The organism is Bradyrhizobium sp. B097 (assembly GCF_038957035.1).
In the GTDB taxonomy this organism is placed as follows: Bacteria; Pseudomonadota; Alphaproteobacteria; order Rhizobiales; family Xanthobacteraceae; genus Bradyrhizobium.
On the sequence record NZ_CP152412.1, the window covers coordinates 8,191,871 to 8,215,546 of the forward strand.

The 23,676-nt window shown below is 58.5% G+C and carries 20 protein-coding genes and 1 pseudogene; 8 read left to right on the forward strand and 13 right to left on the reverse strand.

Annotated features, from left to right (window positions below; all coding sequences use genetic code 11):
- Positions 1-17: 17 nt before the first annotated feature.
- From AAFG07_RS37655 to AAFG07_RS37670, 4 genes are all read right to left on the reverse strand, one after another.
- A complete protein-coding gene (locus AAFG07_RS37655) occupies positions 18-1,283 on the reverse strand; it encodes an ABC transporter substrate-binding protein (protein WP_342724665.1) in 1,266 nt (421 codons plus the stop codon).
- Between the two features lie 184 nt (positions 1,284-1,467).
- Positions 1,468-1,848 (reverse strand): cupin, encoded by a 381-nt coding sequence (locus AAFG07_RS37660; RefSeq protein WP_342724666.1) that lies wholly within the window; start codon positions 1,846-1,848, stop codon positions 1,468-1,470.
- Between the two features lie 17 nt (positions 1,849-1,865).
- Positions 1,866-3,335 (reverse strand): 4-hydroxyphenylacetate 3-hydroxylase N-terminal domain-containing protein, encoded by a 1,470-nt coding sequence (locus AAFG07_RS37665; RefSeq protein WP_342724667.1) that lies wholly within the window; start codon positions 3,333-3,335, stop codon positions 1,866-1,868.
- Positions 3,336-3,355: 20 nt separating this feature from the next.
- Complete coding sequence (locus tag AAFG07_RS37670) at positions 3,356-3,874, reverse strand: flavin reductase family protein (RefSeq protein ID WP_342724668.1); 519 nt, start codon at positions 3,872-3,874, stop codon at positions 3,356-3,358.
- A 168-nt stretch (positions 3,875-4,042) separates the two neighbouring features.
- Here AAFG07_RS37670 and AAFG07_RS37675 point away from each other — a divergent pair, with 168 nt between their 5' ends.
- Positions 4,043-4,633 (forward strand): MarR family transcriptional regulator, encoded by a 591-nt coding sequence (locus tag AAFG07_RS37675; RefSeq protein ID WP_342724669.1) that lies wholly within the window; start codon positions 4,043-4,045, stop codon positions 4,631-4,633.
- A 1,052-nt stretch (positions 4,634-5,685) separates the two neighbouring features.
- Here AAFG07_RS37675 and AAFG07_RS37680 read toward each other — a convergent pair.
- Positions 5,686-6,597 carry an HNH endonuclease gene (locus AAFG07_RS37680; RefSeq protein WP_342724670.1) on the reverse strand — a complete coding sequence of 304 codons (912 nt, stop codon included), beginning with the start codon at positions 6,595-6,597 and terminating at the stop codon, positions 5,686-5,688.
- Positions 6,598-7,104: 507 nt separating this feature from the next.
- Here AAFG07_RS37680 and AAFG07_RS37685 point away from each other — a divergent pair.
- On the forward strand, positions 7,105-7,878 hold the full coding sequence (locus tag AAFG07_RS37685) for a GIY-YIG nuclease family protein (RefSeq protein WP_342724671.1): 774 nt from the start codon (positions 7,105-7,107) through the stop codon (positions 7,876-7,878).
- A 39-nt stretch (positions 7,879-7,917) separates the two neighbouring features.
- Here AAFG07_RS37685 and AAFG07_RS37690 read toward each other — a convergent pair whose 3' ends face one another.
- The 3 genes from AAFG07_RS37690 to AAFG07_RS37700 form a co-directional block, all read right to left on the reverse strand.
- A complete protein-coding gene (locus tag AAFG07_RS37690; protein WP_342724672.1) occupies positions 7,918-8,784 on the reverse strand; it encodes an ATP-binding protein in 867 nt (288 codons plus the stop codon).
- A 137-nt stretch (positions 8,785-8,921) separates the two neighbouring features.
- Positions 8,922-9,821, reverse strand: coding sequence for a hypothetical protein (locus AAFG07_RS37695; RefSeq protein WP_342724673.1), 900 nt, complete (start codon positions 9,819-9,821; stop codon positions 8,922-8,924).
- Positions 9,822-10,075: 254 nt separating this feature from the next.
- Entirely contained in the window at positions 10,076-10,402 is a 327-nt protein-coding gene (locus AAFG07_RS37700) for a hypothetical protein (protein ID WP_342724674.1), read from the reverse strand.
- Between the two features lie 430 nt (positions 10,403-10,832).
- Between AAFG07_RS37700 and AAFG07_RS37705 the strand changes: the two genes are divergently transcribed.
- The 4 genes and pseudogenes from AAFG07_RS37705 to AAFG07_RS37720 all read left to right on the forward strand — a co-directional run bounded on the left by AAFG07_RS37705 (position 10,833) and on the right by AAFG07_RS37720 (position 14,019).
- Positions 10,833-10,994, forward strand: coding sequence for a hypothetical protein (locus tag AAFG07_RS37705; protein WP_342724675.1), 162 nt, complete (start codon positions 10,833-10,835; stop codon positions 10,992-10,994).
- Between the two features lie 276 nt (positions 10,995-11,270).
- A pseudogene (gene istA / locus AAFG07_RS37710) lies at positions 11,271-12,761 on the forward strand (IS21 family transposase); the annotation flags it as partial.
- A gap of 8 nt (positions 12,762-12,769) precedes the next feature.
- Positions 12,770-13,633, forward strand: coding sequence for an IS21-like element helper ATPase IstB (gene istB / locus AAFG07_RS37715; RefSeq protein WP_176539598.1), 864 nt, complete (start codon positions 12,770-12,772; stop codon positions 13,631-13,633).
- A complete protein-coding gene (locus AAFG07_RS37720; RefSeq protein WP_342724676.1) occupies positions 13,630-14,019 on the forward strand; it encodes a hypothetical protein in 390 nt (129 codons plus the stop codon). Before istB ends, AAFG07_RS37720 begins: the two co-directional genes overlap by 4 nt.
- Before the next feature lie 225 nt (positions 14,020-14,244).
- On the opposite strand, the gene AAFG07_RS37725 is transcribed toward AAFG07_RS37720, so the two are convergent.
- The 3 genes from AAFG07_RS37725 to AAFG07_RS37735 all read right to left on the reverse strand — a co-directional run bounded on the left by AAFG07_RS37725 (position 14,245) and on the right by AAFG07_RS37735 (position 21,144).
- Positions 14,245-20,349: an AAA family ATPase gene (locus tag AAFG07_RS37725; protein ID WP_342724677.1), complete on the reverse strand. Its 6,105-nt coding sequence runs from the start codon at positions 20,347-20,349 to the stop codon at positions 14,245-14,247.
- Between the two features lie 165 nt (positions 20,350-20,514).
- Positions 20,515-20,883, reverse strand: coding sequence for a response regulator (locus tag AAFG07_RS37730; protein ID WP_342724678.1), 369 nt, complete (start codon positions 20,881-20,883; stop codon positions 20,515-20,517).
- 117 nt (positions 20,884-21,000) lie between these two features.
- Entirely contained in the window at positions 21,001-21,144 is a 144-nt protein-coding gene (locus AAFG07_RS37735; RefSeq protein WP_342724679.1) for a hypothetical protein, read from the reverse strand.
- Between the two features lie 114 nt (positions 21,145-21,258).
- On the opposite strand from AAFG07_RS37735, the gene AAFG07_RS37740 reads away from it, so the two are divergent.
- Together AAFG07_RS37740 and AAFG07_RS37745 are read left to right on the forward strand one after the other, a co-directional pair.
- Positions 21,259-22,005 carry a HAMP domain-containing sensor histidine kinase gene (locus AAFG07_RS37740; protein ID WP_342724680.1) on the forward strand — a complete coding sequence of 249 codons (747 nt, stop codon included), beginning with the start codon at positions 21,259-21,261 and terminating at the stop codon, positions 22,003-22,005.
- A gap of 132 nt (positions 22,006-22,137) precedes the next feature.
- The gene (locus AAFG07_RS37745) at positions 22,138-22,779 is read left to right on the forward strand and encodes a response regulator transcription factor (RefSeq protein ID WP_342724681.1); all 642 of its coding nucleotides are present in this window, start codon (positions 22,138-22,140) and stop codon (positions 22,777-22,779) included.
- A 46-nt stretch (positions 22,780-22,825) separates the two neighbouring features.
- On the opposite strand, the gene AAFG07_RS37750 is transcribed toward AAFG07_RS37745, so the two are convergent.
- Both AAFG07_RS37750 and msrA read right to left on the reverse strand, forming a co-directional pair.
- Positions 22,826-23,119, reverse strand: a complete 294-nt coding sequence (locus tag AAFG07_RS37750; RefSeq protein WP_342724682.1) for a DUF1330 domain-containing protein — start codon at positions 23,117-23,119, stop codon at positions 22,826-22,828.
- Positions 23,120-23,154: 35 nt separating this feature from the next.
- Positions 23,155-23,670, reverse strand: coding sequence for a peptide-methionine (S)-S-oxide reductase MsrA (gene msrA, locus AAFG07_RS37755; RefSeq protein ID WP_342724683.1), 516 nt, complete (start codon positions 23,668-23,670; stop codon positions 23,155-23,157).
- Positions 23,671-23,676: the final 6 nt, after the last annotated feature.

The window sequence follows — 23,676 nt, forward strand, 5'->3', positions numbered from 1 at the left end:
GTGACGCGGACGGCCGCCTATTTGTAGCTTCCAGGCTTTGACAGTGTCTTCGCGAACTCCGGCTTCAGCGTCGAAACCCAAGCAATCGGATCCTGTCCCGGCGCCGGCATCAGGCTGTCGCCCTTGTAGCGCGCCATCTCGCCGATCAGCGGAAAGGAACGACCTTCGGTCTTCATTGTGACGCCGACGATCTGGTCGACAAGACCATCATTGTCCGCGCGGGTCTTTGTGGTGCCGGTCAGGGTCGCCACGCTGCTCCCCTTCATCGCCTCGGCGATTTCCGCCCGCGTTGGCCACTTGCCGCCGTTCTTCTGCATCGCGGCCTGATAGGCGGCTTTTACGTAGATCAAGGCGTTGGCCATCTTGATCGACGGGAAAACCGGATACTCGCCAAAGCGCTGCTTGTAAGCCGCCGCGAACTTCGTGGTCTCAACATTGGCCTTGGCGTCGGGTGACATCCACCAACCGTCGCCGAGCACGCCAACGATCACGCCGTCGGGTAACGGAACGCGCTGCAATACGGTCTCGCCGAGCGCGAGGACCACCTGGCTGGACGAGAACAGCCCGCGTGGTGTGGCCTGACGCACGAAATTCTCGAGGTCGGCTCCCCATAGATTCGAGAAGACGACATCGGGATGCGCCGTGGTGAGGCGGGAGATCTCGGTCTGGTAGTTCGGCGAGCCGAGCTTGGGATAGAGCTCGGCAACGACCTCGATATCGGGCTTCAACGCCTTGAGCGCCGCCTTGAAGATTGTCGCCGCGTCGTGGCCGAAAGCGTAGTCTGGATTAATGATTGCGACCGTTTTCACATCGGGCTTGCGCTCGAGCAGGTAGGCCGCATAGGCGACAAACTCCGGCACGGTGTTGCCGCTGGGCCGGAACATGTACTTGCTCTTGCCGTCGAGCAGGAGCTGATGGGTGTCGCAGTTCCAGCCGACGGTCGGGACCTCCAGCTGTTCGGCAATTGGAGCGAGCGCAAGGCAGTTCGCGCTGGACAGTGCGGCCACCATCACCTGGTTCCTGGCCTCGCCAGCAAGACGACGGTACTCCGCAATAACACCCTGAGCACCCTGCGCCTCATCGACATAGATCGCACTCACCGGCACGCCCCCGATACCGCCCTTGGCGTTGATCTCATCGATCATCAGGTCGGCCGCGTTCTTGCCGGGCATGCCGTAAGCGGCGGCTGGCCCCGACGTGAAGGTGAAGATGCCGAGCCCGAGAGAACTCGGCTTCTCCTGCGCCGCGGCGGGCATTGCCGCAGCGATACTGATCGCGAGCACTGCCGCGAGACCATCAGCTTTCGATTGAAGAAATGTTGGCTGAGGCCGACAGCACGAGCTTGAGAAAAGCGAACCCCTTGGCCAGCGCCAAGATGCAATCGTAGAAAACGCGTTCTTAAGCTTCATGATTTCCCCCGAGATAGATGAGATCCGCAGCCTACTCAAACCGTGTGCGAGCGAGACGTCACACCGGATCGAAGTAGTGGATCTCCATCAGCAGGCAGCCGTTGACGGACTTGAACGGCCCATGCGCCGCGTGCGGCGGACGGCAGGCATAGGTGTTCGGCGGAAAACTCTTGCCGCCTTCGCCCTTCGCGTCGTTGCCGACGATCAGGTCGCCCGAGACCAGATAAACCTCCTCCCAATACTCGTGGGAAAACGGCGCTGTCGTGTAGACGCCCGGCGCGAAGCGAAGCAGCCGCGTGCGCGTGCCTCGCCGATTCTCCTCGTCCAGCCCACCTGAGAGGATCTTCTGCTGGATACCAGCCGGATAGCCTGCCGGCACTTCCCAGCCGGTGTTCATGTCAAGCGTGTAGAATTCGTCGTGCTTCTTGTTGACGGGCATTGGATGTTCTCCCTGGTTCAGGCAGCTTTGCTGGTGGACGAGACGCCGTTGAGGTCGTAGGAATCGAGCATGCCCTGGACCAGCCGGTCGGCGCCGGCCCAGTCGTAGGTGCGATAGGAATGGCCCTTGGTGACGAAGGTCGCGCCGGCGTAGAACATCTCGTACTGCTGATGGCGCGAGCCGAACTCGGAGCCCACGGCATCCCAGGCGAGCTTGTAGAACTTCACACGGTCGTGCGAATTGGCCTTCGGAGACTGCTGGGTCTTGCTGATCAACGCCGCGATCTCCGGATTCTCGAAGTCCGCAATCGACGATGGCAGCATGATCATGCCGCCGCCGGCGAGCTCGCGCAGCGTGTTGACGATATGCGCGTAGAGTTGCTGGGTCAGCACCTGCGCGGAGTAGAGCGTATGTCGGTCAGGGATGAAGTAAGGCCCGGCCTGCGAACCTTTCGCTTCCATCGCCGCCACAAGCGCGTCCACCATTCCGGTCTCGGCCGCAAGCTGGCCCAGCATCTCGCGCACCTGCGGAAACTGAGTGACGCCGTTCATCTCGGCCGTTCGGTGCGCCAGGCCGCTCAGGAACTTGAGCTTCACGCTGAGGCGCACCATCGCCTGGTAATTCTGGTAGACGTGGCACGGCGTTGCGTGGAACTGCTTCTGGCACATCTCGACATTGCCCTCGACGAAGACGCGGTCCCACGGCACCTTCACGTCGTCGAAATAGAGAACCGAGTCGTTTTCGTCGAAGCGGCTGGACAACGGATTGTCGAACACTGCGCCCGCGGCATCCTCGTAGGATTTGCGGGAGAGCATCTTGAGCCCCTTGCTGTTCATCGGGATAGCGAAGGACATCGCGTAGCGCTCTTCACCTGGACGCATGGGCTGGATGGTGGTGACGAAAACCTCGTCGGCAACGACGCCGCCGGTCGCCAGCATCTTGGCGCCGCGGATGGTGATCCCCTCGGCGTCGCGATCGACGACGCCTGCGGTCAGGAACGGATCGGCTTGCTCCGCGGCGCCCTTCGAGCGGTCGGCCTGGGGATTGATGATGACGTAGGTGAGATAGAGATCTTTGTCGCGCGCGTAGCGGTAATAGCTTTCCAGCGCGCCGGCGCGTGCCGGATCGTACGCCTTGAAAACATCGAGCCCCATGTAAAGGCCGGAGATGCAGGACGCGACATGGTCCGGCGCGCGGCCCATGAAGCCCGCATGCAAGCCGGCCCAGGCCTCCAGCGCCTTGCGCCGCTCCACAAGCTCGGCGTAGGAGGCCGGAAGCTGCCAAATGCGGTTGGCACGACCGGCGCCGGTGTCGAACGTCATGAGCTCGGCATTCTCGGGAGCGCTCGCGAACTCGAACAAGCCCGCCATGGAGCTCGCAAGATTGCGGAAAGCATGATGTGTGGTCACATCGCCGACCGAGGCGCCATTGATGTAGATGGTGCGGCCGTCCTTCAGGCCCGACAGAAATTCCTTCGCACTGCGCATCGCGGTTCTCCGGTTCGAAGCTAGTAATGAATGGGAAGCGGCCAGGTTGGCTCGCGCTCGGTTTCGTCGACAAGATCGCGGTAGCGGCCGCGAAAGAAGATCAGCGGCGCGGTCGGCTCACTGCGCGTGGTGTGACGAACGACGCGAACAACGAAAATGACGTGATCGCCGCCGTCATAATTTCCGAACGGTTCGCATTCGAAATGCGCCAGCGCGCCGGAGATCAGCGGCGCCTCGGCGTGACCGACCGAGGTCTTGACCTGATCCCATTTGTTGGAAAGCGCGCGCGCAAACTGGTTGGAAATCTGCTCCTGGTCGCGCGCGAGGATATTGACGGCAAAGCCCTTGGCTTCGCGCATCGCCGGCAGGCTTTTTGCCTTGCGGTCGACGCTGAACAAGACCAACGGCGGATCGAGGGAGACGGAATTGAACGAACTCATGGTCATGCCGATGAGTTCTTCGCCTTGGCCCCGCGCGGTCACCACCGCAACGCCGGTCGCGAATTCTCCCAACGCCCGCCTGAATGCACGGTCCTCCATGGGACGCCTGCCTCGCTGCTTCGACCCTGATTTATCATTCTCAGATAGCTTTCTGACAAAGCTATTTGGCAATGTCAAGCCCTCTTGCTGGGCACGCGCATGCGTGCTTCTTAAGCAAGTTCGCAAGACTATGATTTCGCGGAGGGAACGACCGTGACTGAAGCGCTTTTGACGGCGTCGAAGCCCGAGCTGCTCGAAAAGGAAGGAGACCGAACGCTTCGCGGCCTCCTCTACGACTATTTCGCGTTCGGACGCAGCCTGGAAGCCTGTCGTGAAATATTCGCGAACTTCGTCGATCTGTCGACCACCCAGTATCTGATCCTGATCGCCATCAAGAACTCGACGGCGGATGAGCCGATGGGCGTCAATCAGATAGCCGAACGGCTGTATCTGAGCGGCGCCTTCGTCACTAACGAGATCAACAAGCTGGTTGCGGACGGCCTCCTCGAGAAGAGCCCCCATCCGGAAGACCGACGGCGCGTGCAACTTGCACTCACCCAGCACGGCGTCGGCCTGTTGATCCGTCTTGCCGCCCTGCAACGCCCCGTCAACGACGCGTTGTTTGGAATGCTGACGCGCGACGAGTTCAAAATGCTGTCCCAGCTGCTGTCACGTCTTGCGTCGAGCGCGGACAGCGCGCTGAAGCTCGCCGAACATGTCAAAGCGACCCTCAAGTCCCAGGAGGATCAGCGAGCTCTCACAACGAATTCGTCGGCGCCGCGCAGGAAGGGACGCGCGGCGCTTCGCAATACGCGGTAAACACCACAACGGGATCATAAAGTCTGTTTCACGCTGACCGGCAAGGGACCCGGGAACGTAGTCTCGACGCGGCTGAGCGCATGTTCGCGTACAAGGGCTACGATGGCACCGCTCTTCGGGACGTTGCCGCTGAGGCCGACGTCCAGCTCGCCAACATTGCACATCATTTTGGACCGAAAGAGAGCGTGTTCGAAAAGTCATCGAACGGCGAGCCACGGTCATGAGAGAACTGGGGCTCAAGGCGAAAAATAACCTCGCGATTGATCCATTCGGGACTTCGCGTCGGAGCCGGGTTCGATTCCGGTCGGGGAATTCCTGGAGCTTGGAACGGCATAGGCGCGCCCGCTGCCGGAAGCCCGCTGTTTTATTTTTGTTGGCTAACCGCCCGGCATCCTGTTGGTATTTGTGATGGTATCGATAGCAACACAAGAAAAAAATCTTGTTCTAATTCAATATGTTATGGCACCAGGCGACTGTCGGCCAGGGGCACCACATCGAAAATATCCGCAATAACAATAACTTACAGCACTGGTTCGATTCCTGATTTTTCAGTAGAATTTGGGCGGCGCATTTGAAAACGTTAGTTAAAGTTCGCGAAGCACCCGCCGCAGCCGATCGTTTTGCTGGTATTTTTGCTGGTATCGAGGGGGCAAACGTTGACGACGAATTTCGCTATTCCCGAACGAGGGAATTGAGCAGAATGGCTCGCAAGAACGATGGCGCGAGCGCCAACCTGAGCACGTCGACGGCCGCGATAGCGTCGACCAAAGCCATTTATCTCATGCAGAGTTGGTCCTGGCGTACGCGTAGCTGAAATGGCACCCGTGCCGCGTGAGCATAACGACGGCGAAGCCAGCATGCGATTGACGACAACACTGCCATCGATTTGCGGGCATTCACGAGCAGTTCGTGTTCAATACCCAGGCGCTGCATCCGAGCTTTGTCGAAGAGCCGCACGCGCCTGAACTGCATTTGGTCCACTCGCAGGACGCCTTCTATCTGGTTTAGTGGGCCATCGGATTTCCCACCGGCTACCCGGCTCACAACGTTCTCTATGCGCGCTTGCGACGAGCACGTTGACTGGCAATCAGAGCCCTCAGCTCCTTGAGGGTTAGCGGGATTTCGCGCCGATGAACCATGCGGTGGCAATTGGCGCAGAGAACGTCAACGTCATGGACCGTCGAAACGCGGACCTCGCCGCCGGCGATCGGGCGTTTGTGATGGATCTCGACGTAGTCCTCGCCGATATCTCCGTAGACATCCGCGAAATTGAAACCGCATCCTTGGCAGGTGGTTCCGTGATGATGCTTTGCCGCCTTCACCAACCCTGCATTGCGGGCGAAGTACGACGCTTCACGCGATGCACGCTGGCCCTCCTGGAACGCCGTCTGATCCGTCTCGCCGGTCCCGTTGGGCTGTGCGCCCCTTCGGACTAGATCGAAGTTCTGTAGAAACCGTTCATAGTTCGGATTGCCTGCCGGATAGAAGATGTTGCGCTGACCGATGAACCCTCGATCGATCCGCCGGGTCTTTCTCGGTACCTCGAGATCGCGCTCCGTGGCCGGAACGAGATGAGCATCGACGGACGAGGCCTGAAAGTAGTATTCCCAATCGCCGCGAATTGAGCCCTTCTTCGCTGGTTGCAGCTCGCGAAAGACGATCGCGTTCTCGTACCAGCCAACGACTCTCAGATTCATACTGAGCTTATCCACGGCGCAGAATACGATGGTGACTCCATCTATGGATTCATCAGCCGGGTTGGCTCCCAGATTTTCAAGTTTGACGTTTTGGCCTCGGTTCTCGACGAAGCCGAACACCGAGCCTTTCTCATCGGCAAAATTGAGCTGCTCAACGGCGAACTCGTGCGTCGCCGGGTAGCTCATATTGCCCGCGAAGATCTTCTCCTTTTTCGATTTGTATTCTTCGGCCCAAACAAGCCGGCACAGCATTATCTTTTGAGGCATATCCACAAATATCCGGCAATCAACAGACTTGAGAAGGACCTCACGAGATCGCAACTACAACGTTTGATGGACTTTACCTACACGAAGTGCGTATGTATGTCACCCCGCGCGCCGCATCGTGGCTACGTGGTTTGATGCGGCGCGGGGCGAAGCCATCTATATTGGCAATGCATTTTGCGAGAGGGTAAGCGAGTGACCGACGGTCAACGAACTCATGCAGCTCACACAAGATGAACTTTGCGATCTCGCCGGCAGGATTGAGGGCACTCTCTCAAGCTTCGAACCGGGCACGGCCGAGCGCGTGAACGCCCTGACCAGCCTCAACAACATCCGGCGCGTGATGGTGAGCAGGGGTTTGCACTATTAGTTGCAGATCCCTGCAATCCACCCGATGTTGTCTCCAGCAAACAGGATGCGCGCAGATCGTCGAGCGGCCAGAATTGGCATATCTTGGAGTGATTCACTGACATTCGGAACGATTTCACGCCTCGAGGGACGGAGTGGGTTATGGCCGAAAGCGCAGAGGCCGTTTACGCATTGGCTAACGTCTTGGAGCACCTCGGCGCCCCTTGGGGCTTGCCGGAAGACTGGATCATCCTCTGCGACAACGATGATCTGCGCCACATGCCACGGGCAACAGCAAAGAGACTGCTCGCGAAGGCAAGGAAGGAAACAGCGCGCCGATGGCTATTCGGTCGCTTTGATCCAAGCGAAATGGACCTGGAGCTTTCGGAAGAATCCGAAGGCGGTGACGGCACCGAGATATTTGACGACAGACTCTTGAAGCGGCGGGCCATCAACTCGATCGATGATGTCGTATCAACGGTCAAGTCACTGCGAGACCTGTACACAAATCGTGCGATTGATCCGGACCAGGCGACGGCTCACCAGGCTACGGTGGCGGCGCGCTTGGAGTTTGGCTACCCGAAGGAGCCGCCATCTCGAACGGATTGCTTCGATGAGGATGTGCCTCGCCAATGTCGCCGTATCATCAACGAAATTTACAGCCCCAAGGTGAGATCCTCCGAACCGTTGGTCTATTTGATCAGCACCGACAATCCTGAATTCGTAAAGATAGGATTTACGACCCGCCTTGAGCACCGATTGAAATCCCTGCGGACGGCTTCGCATGTCGAGCCTACAGTTCATTTGACGATACCAGGCACACGGACACTTGAAGGCGAGCTTCACACGCGGTTCGAAGCGGCCCGCTACAATCGAGAATGGTTTCGGATGACGGACGAAATCAAGACATTCATCGCCTCGGAGAGAGACATCTGAAGCTCGCGCCTCGGGCGTATCGCGCCAACCGGCAACGGTTCACGGGTATTCGTCGATGATCTTTTCGAGCTTGCCGGCAATATCGCGTGCCCGAAGCTCGATCTCATAGAGCTTCCGTTTCAGGGGTTCCGTAAGGCGGGCATTCTCGCGCTGTCCCGGATCCACGGTCTCAATGATCGAATTGTACTCGTCGATCTCGTGAACCAGTTCGGCAACGGCCTTACGGTCCGACTTTTCAAGAAAGATGACCGCCTCGCCGGCTCCCCTCAATTCGCCTGAAACGGCAATCATGAACGTCGTTCGCGGGAAATAGTCGCTCCCTGACATCTTGTGACGTTCGCCGGCCGCAGCCCGCAAACGACGAATTTCGACGACCAGGCTCCATGCCAGCCCGAACTTCCGCCCATAGGCGATGCTGCGGCGCATGGCATCGCGGACTTCATAGTCGTGCATCGGCTCCGCCTTGAAGTTATGCCGGCGGTAGTATTTGTGGTCGGACACGTTCTGATGTGGGGCCATCGCGGTTGCCTGTCCGATCCGGATGACAAACGCGACGCGGTCCTTGCCCTTGCTCGGCAGATCAATTGCCGCGATTTCTAGCTGCTCGATCTTCGGCTGCACGCCGGTCGTAAGAACATTTTCAATCCATTCGCGATTGTAGACCGTTGCATCAACGCCGCTATCGATGCCAACCGGATCGTGGTTGTTCTCGGCGATCCCATAGATGATCATGCCGCCGCCGGCGTTGGCAAAAGCTGATACGTCCTTGCACAGCTCCGATTTTTCCGTGCTCTGCTTACCGAGGGCTGCGGACGCCTTGTATTCCAGCGACTGGCTTTCCCTGAGTTTTCCCTGGACAAACTGACGATCGAGATAGGCCTCGTCCCAATCCTTTAGCGCATTCATTGAAAGCCGCCTCCCCGAACGGCCTGACACACCTGGACAAGCTTAGATTGATCTAAAGGCCGTTACCAGCGTGAATGCACTTGGTCAGACCCAAAGCGAGCGACGCTGCCTGACCGGCCTCGACAACATCCGGCGCGTCATGCTTTGGCGAGGCCCGTCACCGAACTGACAGATGCATCGGCTGCCTCTTCTGCCGCCGCCGACGCCTCTTCGAAACGCTTGATGTCGTGGTGATAGATATTCAGCAGATTGCCTGTGGTCTCGTAAATCTGTTGGGCCCTCCTGTCCTCGCTCAGGAATCCATCGAAATACGTCGCAAAGGCAGCAATCATCGCATCGATGATCTGGTTGCCTATGTTCTTCGACGACGCTCCCTGCGCACCTCCTTCCTTGATGCAGCGGAGTGCCACCACATAGCCCGCAACAGCGTAGCGAAAGATGAATGCGTTGGACAATGTCCGCGTTGGAGGCTGTTTCTTGAAGTAGCCATGCGCCATGAACATGTTGTCGGCAAGCGCGACGATCCCTCCCGTGATCTTGTTGAACAATTCATGAGGGATCGGCTCGCCCTTCGTCAGAATGGTGAGCTCGGCCTCCTTGTACTTCTTGGCATGCTCAGCCAGGTTGGCGGTGTAGGTCTCCTGACCCTTCCGCAACTGCGCGATTTGGGCGGCCGCGGCAGCCGATTTCTGCGCCAGGAGCCTTTTGGCGGCTTCGTTGCCGTCTCGCGCGAGCTCGAGCGTTGCATAGAACCTCTTGAAGTTAGCCGTTTGATCCCGCTCGATGAGGCGCTTCTGAAGACCACGGCTTCGCCGCTTTGCGCGCAAGCCGCTGATAGCGTGGGTTGACTTCAGTATCCTGACCTGGTCGGGGTATTCAGCTAAAATCTTGAACCGTTCGCAGATGGAAGCCGCATCACCACTGGCGAGCGCTTCCATCATGACGTAATCGGGAATGACGACGATGTTAGCGGGATCGGCTAGATACTCGCGCAGCTTCTCGGATTTGAGATAGTTCGTATCGACGAGCTTTCGCATGTCCCCCTCCCTCAAATGGCCCATCTTTAGCACGCAGGGCAGAGAAAAGCCCCGGCCAGAAGTCCGACCGGGGCCCATTTAGCTACTTCATCTGCGACCGAAGACTAAGTGCGAAACGCCTCCATGCGCCGCGATCCGTTGCGCCCTCGTCCGGGACGCCGTGTCGGACGTTTCGCCACCTTGGCCAACGCTTCTTTGGCGCCAAGGATTTCCGCGATGACGGTCTCGGCCTCGGTGAGCAGGAGCTTGCTCTGCTATCCGCCGGTCAGGTCCCGCCATTTGAGCCGTGTCTTGTAGGGCTTCGCTGGCTTGAAGTTCTCGGTCGGTTCAAAGGTCTCGATCCTGAACACGATGGCCCGATTGACGGCAACACTGTCCTCGGTGAACAGGTGCAGTTCGTGCTCGCTTGCGAACTCCTGCGGCGTCTGTTCGGTAAGGACGATGTCCCGATTGAGCATGACAATGCGGCCCTTGTAGTTCTTCTCGGGCTTGAATTCCGGATTGGCTGAAGGATCGAACGGCTCGACGAATGCGACTTGCTCGACAGCGACCAGCTTCTTTCCGATGGTGATGACTTTCATGTGGATCTCCCTGTGTTGGTGAAGGAAATCCAGGTGTACCGAAGCATCGGGTGACAAACGACCGGAAGGATTCGTAGTCGAGCTAGACAGATTGCGAATGATTGGTAGTTGTCCGGTCGTCAGCGAGACTGGCCGGCGGTTGCCACCTCACGCCTAAGCCACACGTTCGTAGTCGCGCGTGGCCCACGAACATGCAAGCGCATGCCGATGACGTCGCGCCGCCCGGATAAATCCGGAAGGTTTCGCAGTCGCAGCATTTTGAAATTGACTTGCGAGCTACCAAAAAAAGAAAATGGATCATTCTCACGGTGCTGATCGCCAGCAATCAGCACCAGAAAACGCGGCCGAGCCCAAAAAATGGTAGCGGCCTCGAAACTAAAGAAAGAATCTACCTCGCAACGAAGAGTAGGCAACCCGCAAAGGAGAACCAATGACGGCGAATTCCGCAGCGCAGACAGAACGACACAATCTTGCCGACGACATACTCGAAGGTGCAGATGCAATCGCCGAATTTCTGCTGTGCGCGCGCAAATCGGTGCTGCTTGCCTTCATCGCCAGTCAGGAAGAGCGCGCGTTGCCTGCCGAAATCTGATCGACCGCAAACTGGTTCCCCTCCACGATCCCGTCGAGCATTGTACGTATGTGCGCACTCGGGAGAACAGCAAAACGATCGTCGCGCGCGTTCGTGACAATTCCCTCGAACCTGAGGTGACGATCTTTCAGCTCGTCGTGAACGATCGAGAAGACGGGGGAGTGTCATTCGGCCTGCAATATTGACCCCCTAAGCCGGGGGATCGGCGTCCAAAATTGACCCCCTGTAGGTTGGTCTGTTGCGCTGCCTGCTTTGGAATGAAGCAGGTGGTCGGGGATGCTGGTCGTGGAGACGATTGCGCGGATTCGGCGCGAGCACTTCATCAAGGGCAAGACGATCAAGGAGATCGCCCGCGACCTGAAGGTGTCGCGGAACACGGTCCGGAAGGTGCTGAGGTCCGGAGAGACCTCCTTCGAGTACGAGCGGCAGGTGCAGCCGCGGCCAAAGCTGGGGCGGTGGGCATCGGAGCTCGATAGGCTGCTGGCGGCGAACGCGACCAAACCGGCTCGTGAACAGCTGACGCTGATCCGGATCTTCGAAGAGCTGCGCGGGGGCGGCTACGACGGCGGTTACGATGCCGTGCGGCGTTACGCCAGGCGGTGGAGCAAAGAACGCGGGCAATCGACCGCGGCCGCTTATGTCCCGCTGTGCTTTGCCCCCGGCGAAGCCTACCAGTTCGACTGGAGCCACGAGGTGGTCTTGCTGAGCGGCACCACGGTGATGGTGAAGGCCGCCCATGTCCGGCTCTGTCACAGCCGCATGCTGTTCGTGCGGGCCTATCCGCGGGAGACGCAGGAGATGGTGTTCGACGCCCACGACCGGGCGTTCGCCCTGTTCAAAGGCACCTGCACCCGCGGCATCTACGACAACATGAAGACCGCCGTAGAGACGATCTTCGTCGGTAAAGGGCGTCTCTACAATCGCCGCTTCCTGCAGATGTGCAGCCACTATCTGGTCGATCCGGTCGCCTGCACGCCAGCGTCGGGCTGGGAGAAGGGCCAGGTCGAGAACCAGGTCGGGCTAGTCAGGGAACGCTTCTTCACGCCGCGGCTGCGGTTCAAAAACCTCGACGAGTTAAACGCCTGGCTGCTCGACAAATGCATCGCCTACGCCAAGGCTCATCGCCATCCGGAACTGGTCGATCAGACGATCTGGGAAGTGTTCGAAGCCGAACGCCCCAAACTCGTTCCTTATGCCGGCCGCTTCGACGGCTTCCATGCGGTGACGGCATCGGTCTCCAAGACCTGCCTGGTGCGCTTCGACAATAACAAATACTCGGTCGCAGCCAGCGCAGTCGGACGACCGGTCGAGGTTCAAGCCTATGCCGATCGCATTGTGATCCGTCAGGATGGACGCATCGTTGCCGAGCACCCGCGATCCTTTGGCCGCGGCGATACCGTCTACGACCCCTGGCATTATGTGCCGGTGCTCGCCCGCAAACCCGGCGCCTTGCGCAACGGTGCTCCCTTCAAAGACTGGGTGCTGCCGGCCGCGATCGAGCGGATCCGGCGCAAGCTTGCCAGCACCGACGATGGCAATCGGCAGATGGTCGACATCCTCAACGCGGTGCTGACTGACGGTCTGCCCGCGGTGGAAGCAGCCTGTGCCGAAGCGCTCAGTCACAGCGTCCATTCCGCCGATGTCGTGCTCAATATCCTGGCCCGTCAACGTGAACCCGCCCCACCGGCCAACATCATGACGCCGGCCGCACTGACGCTCCGTCATGCGCCGATCGCCGATTGTGCCCGCTACGACAACCTCCGGAGGACCATCTAATGGAACGAACCCAAATCTTCGACCTCATGGGCGAACTCAAGCTCTACGGCATGAAGGCTGCCTTCGACGAGATCATGGCAACTGCCGTCAAACGCCAGCACGAACCTCAGCGCATTGTCGGCGACCTGCTCAACGCCGAGATCAACGAGAAGCAAGCCAGGTCGATCAAATACCAGCTCACCATTGCCAAGCTGCCGCTTGCCAAGGACATTGCCGACTTCCAGTTCGACGGCACGCCGATCAATCAGACTCTCGTCAATGATCTCGCTGGCGGCGGCTTCATCGCCCAACAACGCAACGTCGTGCTGGTTGGCGGCACCGGCACAGGCAAGACCCACCTGGCCATTGCCATCGCCAGAAGCTGCATCCGATCCGGAGCTCGCGGCCGCTTCTTCAACGTAGTCGACCTCGTCAATCGCCTCGAGACCGAGACCCGCAACGGACGGCAAGGACGGCTCGCCGAGCATCTGACCCGGATGGACTTCATCGTGCTGGATGAACTCGGCTATTTGCCCTTCGCCCAGTCCGGTGGCCAGCTTCTCTTCCACCTCGTCAGCCGGCTCTATGAGCGCGCCTCTGTCATCGTGACCACCAATCTCGCCTTCGGCGAATGGCCGAGCGTGTTCGGCGACGCCAAAATGACCACCGCGCTGCTCGACCGGTTGACCCATCACTGCGACATTGTCGAGACCGGCAACGACAGCTGGCGGTTCAAGAGCCGAGACGACGATCACGCCACCCGCGCTCGTCTCGCCTCCGCTATCCCGGCCAGCTCCGACGAGACGAGCGCTACCAGCAAAGCCCGCCGCGCAAAGGGGTCAAAATTGGACGCCGATGAGGGGTCAAATTTGAACGCCGATTGACAACGGAAGACCCTCGTGCATGGGGCATCGTGCAGCACAATCTCGGCTGCGCTTACATCGGGCTCTCGAAAGTCCGCTCCGAAGAAGCCCAATCGATCCGCGATATAGAGAGTGCGATCCGCCACGCAGAACTGTCGTTCGAGGTCAGGAACCCCGAAGACAGCCTGCAATACTGGCTCGCGTCTTGCCGGACGCTGGGAGAAGCTCTGCTGGACCTGTCGGCCCATTCAGGCATCGAAAACCCCGACCAGTATGCGCGCCGGGCAGAGGAGGTTCTGCGGGCGGCCGCCGTGAGAATATCCGCAAGCGAACATCCCCATCAGTGGGCCGAAATTCAGGATCAGTTGGCGAAATGCGGAGAACGGGCAGCCTCTACGAAAACGTGAGTTCTCTAGCGAGGATGGGGCGCCTTCTTCTGAAAAATCGACATAGGCAACAATCACATAGGCGTTCCCAGTTCCATCCTGCCGGGCGCGCCAGTTTTCTTGATTTTATAAGGCGATAAGCGGGCCCGAAGAAAAACTCCAATTGCGCCGCACTCCATCGAGTAAGCAATCTCGAGAGGAATTGCGTGCTTCCCACTCAATATGTCGGTCGAAAGACCTGCCGGTCTAACTTGCGCGACCTTCCTGCGTCTCAGTCGACGGGGGCCGATCTACAGGCAGTTCAAAAACGAACCTCGCTCCGCCCAAAGCAGACTCATTGTCGGCTCGTATCCGCCCGTTATGCGCTTCAATGATCGACTGGGCGATAGGAAGACCCAGTCCCATGCCGGTTTCCTTGGTCGTGAAAAAGCTGTCGAACAGACGTGGCAAATGCTCCGCCTTGATGCCGGGACCACTATCTTCAATGACACAACATACCGCTCCTGAATCAATCTGTTGCGCCCGAATAGCAACGCTCTTCTGCCCTGCATCCGAGTTCGTCAACGCATGCAGGGCGTTGATCGCAAGATTCACGATGACTTGTTGCAACTGAGTCCGGTCGCCGACTACCTTGGGAAGATTAGGGGTCAGATCGACGGAGATTGACACATCCCTCGCCTGCAACTCGTGTTGAAGGAACGTCATAGATTCAGCGATGATCTCGGCGAGTGAAACCTCCGACTGTTTGGGCGCCCCCCGACTTGCCATGGTTCGGATACGATCAATGATTTCAGCCGCCCGTCGGGCATCGCCGACGATCCGCTTTACGATATCGCGCGCTTTCACCAGATCGGGCTCCGGTCGATCCAGCCAGCGTAATCCCGTCTCGCCGCTTGTGACAATTGAAGCCAGCGGCTGATTGATCTCGTGCGCAATCGACGCGGTTAGCGTCCCGAGACTTTCCACCCTGCTTACATGCGCCAGTTCGGATCTGACCTTGTCACGTGCATCTTCCGCTTGCCGGCGTCGCGTAATGTCCTGAATAGCACCGAGACATTCGAGTCGGCCATCTTCGTGCCTCACCACACGCGCGCACACCCATAGATATTTGGTCCGACCATCCGGCATTCTCAGCCGCATTTCATAATCTGGATTGTCGAATCCCGCCCGCACCTGTTCGAGGTAGGCACCCGTCATTCGGAGATCTTCCGGATGGGTACGCTGGCTAAGCAGATCAAAGGTTATCACCGTGTTCGGCTCGAACTCCCAAATGCGCTTGAGTTGATCCGAAAACGTGATCTCATCCGTAGCCACATCCCATGCGAAAGTGCCAGTCAGACCTATCCTTTGACCTTGCGTGAGGTAGAATTCGTTTCGCTTGATCGCGGCTTCGGCCTGCGATCGTTCGATCGCTATGCTCGCCAGGTGTGCAACATGCGCAATGATTTCCTGATGATGCGGAGACGGACTGCCTGGCTCTTGCTGGTAGACGCAAACGGTACCGATGACGGCCCCCTCCCGTGAGCAAATCGGCGTACTCCAGACTGCTCTCAGGCCGTGCTCCAGAACATGGGCCCGGCACGGCGCCTCCATCCAACGAGGGTCAGATCCAATATCTTCAGCGATCACCTGGGTCTTTTCGCTGATCGATTGGCCGCGTGGAGAGTCATCCGAAGCAACCGATACCCCCTCGATTGGATTGGTGTAGCTGGCGGGAAGAGAGGGCGCGACGCCGAATTCGAACCCCTTGCCCCGACCGTCGATCGGATAAATGCCGCAGTGGCAATCCGACGCAGATTCCTCAAAAAAACCGCATAACGCCGTGAGCACTTCCCGAAGGGGCCGCCCCGAGGCGATCATCTCCAATACATGCTTCTCGCCTGCCAGATAGTTCTCAGCCTGCTTCCGGTGCTCGACCGCTTGCGCCAGATCACCATACAGATAGGTATTTTCGAGAGAGATTGCCGCTTGCAATGCCAGTAGCCTCAGCACCGTGGTTCGACTCGGCGTAAACACACCGGAAGCGAGATTGTTCTCAAGGTAGAGCACGCCGTTTATCTTGGACTCGTTGACAAGCGGCAGGCACAGAATGGACCTTGCTTTGCATCCGCGTACGTACGTATCCGCAGCATAAGTCGGATGAATCGAGGCATCGTCGAGGATCACGATTTCCCGAGTTCGCATAACGTATTGGACGACCGTATCGGGATGGGCCGCCACGGGCCCATCTGGTCGGCGAACGACGGTCCCGTCCCCGTTGGTGATCGCCTCCGCTTCTTGCCGCAGCTCGTGCCCACGTGACAAAAGCAATACCCCTCGTTCGGCACCCGCATATTCAATGGCCAACCGCATAAGCGTATCGATCAGCCTCTCGAGGACCATTTCGCCTGACAACGCCTGCGACACCTTGGTCACGGTCGCGAAATCAAGCTGCTCGAGCTGGGTTGTGATCGTCGCAGCACCGCTCTGGGCCGGCTCCGTACTCAGCAGGTGAGGATAGAGGGCTTCCATCTGGCGCACTTTACCTTCGGCCCCCCAGCGTCGATAGCAGGAGCGAGCCTCACGCAGATAGGCATTCGCCATGGTCTCGAAGCCGCGAGAGGCTTGAAACCGCGCAGCGAGTTCGTTAGCGAGTGCCTCGTTGTTCAGAAAACCGTTTGACCGGGCGGAATTGATCGAGCGTTCATACAGACGCTCGGCCTCGATCTCTCGCCCTTCAATACGTGCGAGTTCGGCGCCCATGAGAGTGGCCCGATTCTCGAAATTTTCGGGGCACTGCCTCGCCCAGGTCGCAACCTGTTCGAAATGAGACTTCAGCGCATCGACATGCTGGCGTCGCGACTCGGCCTCTCCTGCAGCGGCGGCAGCAGCATGGCAAAGCGCCGTATAGAAGTGATATTCTGACACTTCCACGCAGTCTATGCTTTCGTGCAGGCGCTGTAAGGCGACCGGCGTCGAAAGCAACCGTTTTGCCCCGCTCGCGGCGTCGAGAGCCGCAGAATAGTCCCCGGCATAGAATCGAGCCTGCAGCTTCCTGATGCGATAGAAGCATTCAGCCACCAACTTGCGCTGATCACTCGCCAAATGCCGTTCGAACAAAGACTCGCCGAACTGCTCGGAGTCAAAGGAACCAAACCTTGACGTCAAGCCGCGCAAATTGCGAATGTACTCGAGCCGCGGAACCATAAGATCAATTACGAATTCGAAGCGAGCGCCAGTGGCAAACTCAAGGCCGGTCTCAGTCTCGCGCTGAACTTCCGCAAGCGGCAGTCCAGACACCATGAGGAATCGGCTCAACGCCTCCGTACTGTACGCCGCGTAGTTGATATCACCGACCCTCTTCGAGGATTCGAATGCCCGTCGAAGCAGATCGCGCCCAATCCGAATGTGCTCATTCCAAAATGAGACGCTTTCTGCGAATACCCGATAAGTCCTTCCCTGGAAGCGATTGAGGCTCTTCTGCTCTATCAGTTCGAGCCCCAGCCGACCGAATCTGACGCTATCTTCGTGATCACCAAACAGCGTACGAGCCACCATGCCGTACCACACGTAAGCGAGGCATGATCCGTGGCTATTGCCATGCTGCAGACTGAGATTCGCCATCCGGCAAACGACAAGGCTCAGAAGGTTGCCGTCCGCGAGCAGCGTTGGCGCTATCGCTTTGGTTAGAACGTCAAGAGTTGCGAGCGAAGCTGCATCACTCATTAAGGGCAACTCAACGAGCTCCTCGATCGAACGCTCCCCGAGCCGTGTACGCACCTCCTCGTATTCGCGCCTTATTTCCTCGATGGTCGGCCTGAACGACCATTGGATGCCCTGCTTCTTGAGATAATCCAGGACGACATTGATCGCTCTTTCGGGCGGGTAGCGCGTAAGAAACAGGTCGATACGCAGGCATTCCAGGGCCGACTGCTCGACCGTGCTCTCGGCGCGGTCAGAAAGAGCCGATAATCGTTGCTCCGCAGCGTCCAGGTCACCCGTCAGAAATTCGCATTCGGCTCGATATAGCTCCAACTGAAAAACGAGATCGTGTCTGTTTAGCCAGGCGTCCTCACCAAGGAACGCCGCGGCCGCCGCGAAATACCTCAAGGCCGACGAATAGGCCGCAGAGGCCTTCGCGCGCTTGCCGGCCGCAATATTGAGTTCAGCAATGTCTTCGCGTTCGGTGGGCGAAGTCACCAGCCAAGACCCACGCTCAAACTGGGCTACGATCTCGAAAATCGTCTCTTCGCGCTTCTCCAGAGGTGTGCGTTCCAGGAGGAGCCTTCCGATCCTGAGATGGACGGCGGCGCGCCTGTCTTCCGACATCAATGAGTATGCCGCCTCCTGAACGCGATCGTGACCGAACTTGTAAGCGCCCTCCGAATGCACAACCAATTCGGCCAGTCGGGCTTCCCAGAGATCCGCATGAACCTGCTCTTCTGTCGTCTCGCCTGCGATCGAAAGAAATTGAGTGCCGGCACTGTCGCCAAGGCATGCAATCTGCTCGAGTATCACCTGGGTTTCTCGTGGAAGGCGACTTAACCTCCCGACCATGAGGTCAACGACATTATCGGTATACCCCTTGGCCTCTATGAGGCTTAGATCCCAGAACCAATGCCCTCGCGCGTGATCGAAATCGACAAGCCCTTCATCACAAAGGGCCGTGAGAAACTGAATAACAAAAAATGGATTTCCGGCAGTCTTCTCCGAAATCAATCGCGCCAGCGGTTCGGCCCGATCCGCGCTACAGTGGAATGCGTCCTGTACAAGCAGCGACAGATCGTGTGTCCCAAGGGGAGTGAGGGCGATATGCGTCGTCGTCGCGCCACTGTTGCGGATCGACTCCAGTTTGCGAATCAGCGGATGGTCGGGACCCGTTTCGTTGTCACGATAGGCCCCGATAAGGAGCAGATGGCGTACATCCAACCGCGTCAACAGGCTCTCGATGAAATCAAGGGTCGCGGAATCGAGCCATTGCAGGTCGTCAAGGAACAACGCCAGTGGATGTTCGGGGCGCGCAAAGACGTTGATAAACCGACCTAGCACGAGTTGAAACCGGGCCCCCGCCTCCTGCGGCGGCAATTCCAGAATCGGCGGCTGTTCTCCGATGATGGCTTTCAATTCCGGGACGAGATCGGTGATAAGCGAACCGTTCGCGCCCAACGCCTGAATAAGGTCTTCGCGCCATTTGTTTAGCTCGGCTTCGGACTGACCGAGAAGCTCGCGGATCACAATCTGGAAGGCCTGCACCACCGTCGCGTAAGGAATATCGCGTTTGTATTGGTCAAATTTGCCCGATGCAAACAGGCCACGCGGCAGAACCAGTACCTTGTGAAGTTCGTTGACAACGGCCGATTTTCCAATTCCGGAATAACCAGCGACCAACACCAATTCCGGCGTACCGTTCGCCAAAACCCTGTCGAACGCCGCGAGAAGTCTATCGATGTCACGGTCGCGTCCATAGAGTTTCTCGGGTATCAGCACCCGACTGCGGATATCGTGCTCGCCAAGGGGAAATGGATTAATGCGGCGGAGCATCTCCCAGTCCGCCAGGCAGCGTTGAAGATCCTTCTCCAGTCCAGCCGCAGTTTGGTATCGATCTTCTGCCGCTTTTGCGAGCAGCTTGCCAACGATTGCGGATATCGTGCGCGGCACGTCCGGCACCAGGCTTGTTGGTGATGGTGGCTGCCGCGCGATGTGGCAATGAATCCATTCAATTGCATCTACGGCATTGAAGGGCAGGCCGCCCGTCAGCATCTGATGGAAGGTAACGCCTAGGGAATAGAGATCACTCCGCGAATCCACCGACCGGTTCATCCGGCCCGTTTGCTCCGGCGCCATGTACGCAAGCGTTCCGGCTATGAATTTGGGAGGCTCGGGAGATTGCCGTTCGCGCGGCACACGCGATGCTATTCCAAAGCCGGTGAGCCAAACCTGCCCACTTCTGTTCACGAAAATATTGCCTGGCTTTAGGTCCTTGTGAACAAGACCCGCCTGATGCATCTTGCTTACGGTTGACGCGATGCCGATCGCAGCACGCAGGAAGCGCCCGATTTCCATGGGCGCATCCAGACGCTGACTGAGCAACTCGCCTCCAGGATCCTCGCGTATCAGAACGGCCTCACCGTTCTGGTCGGTCAGTTCCAGGGGCATCAGTGCCCAGTCGCGATCGAGGTGTTCCGCGAGCCCGTACTCGTGAGCGAGTCCGTTAAAGCTGTGAGAGGTCGAGCTCTCGGAGGCGGCGAGCACGGTGATCAGTCTGTTTGGATCGCCGTCGTTGCCTTGGCGCCGAATCCTGCGCAAGAGCAGGTCGCTTCGCTGCGACAAAACTTCCACTGCGCCGTCATCTTTGACTGCGTTGATCGACACCGTTTCGCTCGCTCGTGTTGAGAATTCGCTCTCTTTTATTGGCCAGCGTTTACAGCGAAAATTCCGAAGAAGTCTCCGTTTGCGAGAAACCTATCACAAGGCGGGTTCCCGGCAATCCGCAAAAAACATCGGGGAACTCGGAACCGTGTCGCCAAAATATTACGCTCAGCCCTTCACAGCTCCTTCGATGCAATCGATCAAGTCGTTTATTTCAAAAGGCTTTCTCAGTAGGCACGCCGCACCGGCGGCGGCCGCCTTGGCCGCCAAGTTCGTGTCTGAACGTGCTGTGATCAATACGACGGGAGTCGTCGAGCCCTGAGCAGCGAGGCGTTGCATCAGATCGAGCCCGCTCATCCCGGGCATATGAATGTCCGTCACAACGCAGTTGAACGATTTGCCTCCAATCGAACCAATATAGTCCTCCGCGGAGGCGTATCCGTCGGCGCCATACCCAAGGGAAGCTAGCGACTCTACGAGCGCCGCCCGAAATGACTCGTCATCATCGATAACTGCGATTTCGAGATCTCGTGTCACTCAGCATCCTTGCCCCGAATTGAACCCAGGAAACGGGGAAATGTGACTGTTGCATGTACTTGCGATGCCCAGGAATTATACAAGAGTGTTAGGTGGCCTTCAGTGAGCTCGGCACGCTCAGAAATTAGCCACGGCTTTCAGTCCGAATGCGAGGACGTTCCTGTTCGGGCTGGTCCCGTCGGGCTCGATGACATCTTGAACGTTCGGACGAACCTCCAGTCCGTTGAACGCCGGTGGCAAGCCCGGCGAGACGTCCTTCATGGCGGGCGCGCTCATCATACGATCGGCTGATCAGGACACCGGAACGTAGGATGGCGACTTCCGTAAGACAGGCTTTTCATGGGGACATGGAATAAGGACAGCAGAGGGACAGAGATGAGAACGATCGAAGGCTTCATCGTTGCACCGGCCAAGCGCGATCAAAAGCCGAAAGCCCTGGCCGCGCAGGAGCTTCAAACCACGCTCGTGGGCATGATGGGGCATGACCTCCGGCAATCCCTCCACGTCATTCAGGGCACCTACGCGCTGCTCCGCTCAAGGTTCGAAGTCATGCCGCAACAGGCATGGCTTGACCGAGGAGAGCGGGCTGTCACGAAGCTCACCGAGCAACTCAATTGCCTGGTGGATGTCTTTTACCTGGCCGAGCGCACCAATGCGCTGGAGATTTCCTCCGTCGGACTTGGGCCGCTGTTCTGGCGGCTGCGACATGAAAACGAAGATGCCGCACTTCAAAGGGGCATAGATCTTCGAGCGGTTTCAACCAGCGCTTGCGTGGCGAGCAACGCTATGCTGCTTGGCTGTATCCTCGGCAATCTGTTGACCAACGCCATTAAGTACACCGAACCGGGGGGCCGCATTCTGATCGGTTGCCGCCGCAAAGCGTCCGAAATCAGGATCGACGTCTACGATACTGGCATCGGCATTCCGGAAAGCCAGTTGCCTCGAATCTTCGATTCTTTCACGCGCCTCGCGCCCGAGCGTGGCGACGGCCTGGGCATCGGGCTATCGATCGTCCGTCGCGCTATCGAGGCGCTCGGCCATCGGATCGAAGTCCGATCGATCGTCGGGGAAGGATCGCTGTTCTCGATCTATGCGCCCACTACACCGGCAAGCGGCGCTTAAGGCACCGCCAGAATTGGATTTTTGCGCGGGAACCAGCCGCCGAAGCCTCGTCGCACCTATACACAGGTGTGATCCCCGCTCGTTCGCCGTTCATGTTAGATATTCCCGCAAAAATACGGTGTGTCTAAAGGCATGCGGTCCGCCACCAACGAAAAGCCCCTTGTGCACGTCGTCGATGACGATGAGTCCATGCGCAATGCATTGGCGGGGCTGTTCGACTCGGTCGGACTTCAGACCGAGACCTACGCCACGGCGGAGGATTTCCTTTCGGCTAAGCAGACGGACAGGCCCGGCTGCATCGTCCTCGATGTGAGGCTGCCGGACATGAACGGCCTCGAATTTCAAGGCCGCTTGATCCAGACCGGGGTCGGAATCCCGGTGGTGATGATGACCGGTTTCGGAGACATTCCGATGTCCGTGCGCGCCATGAAGCACGGCGCCGTCGACTTTCTTCCCAAGCCATTCCGTGATCAAGACATGCTCGACGCCGTGATGGCCGCCATCGAGCGTGACCGGCAACGGCGGGTCGTCGAGAACGATGTTTCGCAGTTGAAACAGCGTTTCGAGACCCTGTCGCCGCGCGAACAGGAAGTGATGATGCACGTCACAGCCGGAAAAATGAACAAGCAGGTGGCCGGCGATCTCGGGATCAGCGAAATCACGGTCAAGATTCATCGCGGGGCGGCCATGCACAAGATGGGCGCCCGGACCTACGCCGAGTTGGTCCGGATGGCCGATGCTCTTAAGCCGGAGCGCCAGAAACTCGGGCGATAGCTCCGTCCAATCGCTTGCGCGCCGCGCCGGGACCATTCGCGCGATTTCAGCCCACTCCCCCGACAATACGAACATCCCGTTCGCAGGTGTTGCCGAGTGCCTTCAGCGCCTCTTGATAGGCGGGACTATTGTGAGCTGCTATCGCCAACTCGACGCTCTCGAACTCCGTCACCGTGGCGCGCTGGGCAATCCCCTGCTCATAGGCTTCAGCGGCTTCGCCGCGCGCAAGGAAGCGGCCACCATGGGAAACGATGGCCGGCCCCGCGAGCTTTCCATATGCCGCTGGCGCCGTTGGGTCGGAAATGGAGCGATAGAAGGTGATCCAGTAACCCTTTGCCATTTCTGCTCTCCCGGAGTCGATTTGAACAACAAGGCTCAGACTGCCGACTGAACCGTCCGCTTTGGCAGCTTCCAGCCGGGGCGCACAAAGTGACAGGTGTAACCGTCCGGATAGTGCTCGAGATAGTCCTGGTGTTCGGGCTCGGCTTCCCAGAAATCGCCGGCAGGGGTGACTTCCGTGACCACCTTGCCGGGCCAGAGATGCGAAGCATCGACGTCCGCGATCGTGTCTTCTGCGATCTTCCTTTGCTCCTCCGTCGTATAGAAGATTGCCGAGCGATAGCTCGTGCCCAAATCGTTGCCCTGACGATTGAGCGTGGTCGGATCGTGAATCTGGAAGAAGAACTCCAGCAGCGTCCGATAGCCGGTCTTTGCCGGATCAAAGGTGATCTCGATCGCCTCAGCATGGCCTTCGTGATTGCGGTAGGTCGCGTTCTTGACCTTTCCGCCCGTGTAGCCCACGCGCGTCGAGGTCACGCCCGGCTGTTTTCGGATGAGATCCTGCATGCCCCAGAAGCAACCTCCGGCCAGGACCGCGCGTTCCGTTGTCATTTGATC

Excerpts from the sequence above, each read along its gene's own strand:
- AAFG07_RS37735 (WP_342724679.1), bottom strand. The coding sequence starts at position 21,144 with ATGAAGGACGTCTCGCCGGGCTTGCCACCGGCGTTCAACGGACTGGAG.
- AAFG07_RS37695 (WP_342724673.1), bottom strand. The coding sequence starts at position 9,821 with ATGCGAAAGCTCGTCGATACGAACTATCTCAAATCCGAGAAGCTGCGC.
- AAFG07_RS37680 (WP_342724670.1), bottom strand. The coding sequence starts at position 6,597 with ATGCCTCAAAAGATAATGCTGTGCCGGCTTGTTTGGGCCGAAGAATAC.
- AAFG07_RS37685 (WP_342724671.1), top strand. The coding sequence starts at position 7,105 with ATGGCCGAAAGCGCAGAGGCCGTTTACGCATTGGCTAACGTCTTGGAG.
- AAFG07_RS37740 (WP_342724680.1), top strand. The coding sequence starts at position 21,259 with ATGAGAACGATCGAAGGCTTCATCGTTGCACCGGCCAAGCGCGATCAA.
- msrA (WP_342724683.1), bottom strand. The coding sequence starts at position 23,670 with ATGACAACGGAACGCGCGGTCCTGGCCGGAGGTTGCTTCTGGGGCATG.
- AAFG07_RS37745 (WP_342724681.1), top strand. The coding sequence starts at position 22,138 with ATGCGGTCCGCCACCAACGAAAAGCCCCTTGTGCACGTCGTCGATGAC.
- AAFG07_RS37670 (WP_342724668.1), bottom strand. The coding sequence starts at position 3,874 with ATGGAGGACCGTGCATTCAGGCGGGCGTTGGGAGAATTCGCGACCGGC.
- AAFG07_RS37705 (WP_342724675.1), top strand. The coding sequence starts at position 10,833 with ATGACGGCGAATTCCGCAGCGCAGACAGAACGACACAATCTTGCCGAC.
- AAFG07_RS37665 (WP_342724667.1), bottom strand. The coding sequence starts at position 3,335 with ATGCGCAGTGCGAAGGAATTTCTGTCGGGCCTGAAGGACGGCCGCACC.
- AAFG07_RS37690 (WP_342724672.1), bottom strand. The coding sequence starts at position 8,784 with ATGAATGCGCTAAAGGATTGGGACGAGGCCTATCTCGATCGTCAGTTT.
- AAFG07_RS37750 (WP_342724682.1), bottom strand. The coding sequence starts at position 23,119 with ATGGCAAAGGGTTACTGGATCACCTTCTATCGCTCCATTTCCGACCCA.
- istB (WP_176539598.1), top strand. The coding sequence starts at position 12,770 with ATGGAACGAACCCAAATCTTCGACCTCATGGGCGAACTCAAGCTCTAC.
- AAFG07_RS37660 (WP_342724666.1), bottom strand. The coding sequence starts at position 1,848 with ATGCCCGTCAACAAGAAGCACGACGAATTCTACACGCTTGACATGAAC.
- AAFG07_RS37700 (WP_342724674.1), bottom strand. The coding sequence starts at position 10,402 with ATGAAAGTCATCACCATCGGAAAGAAGCTGGTCGCTGTCGAGCAAGTC.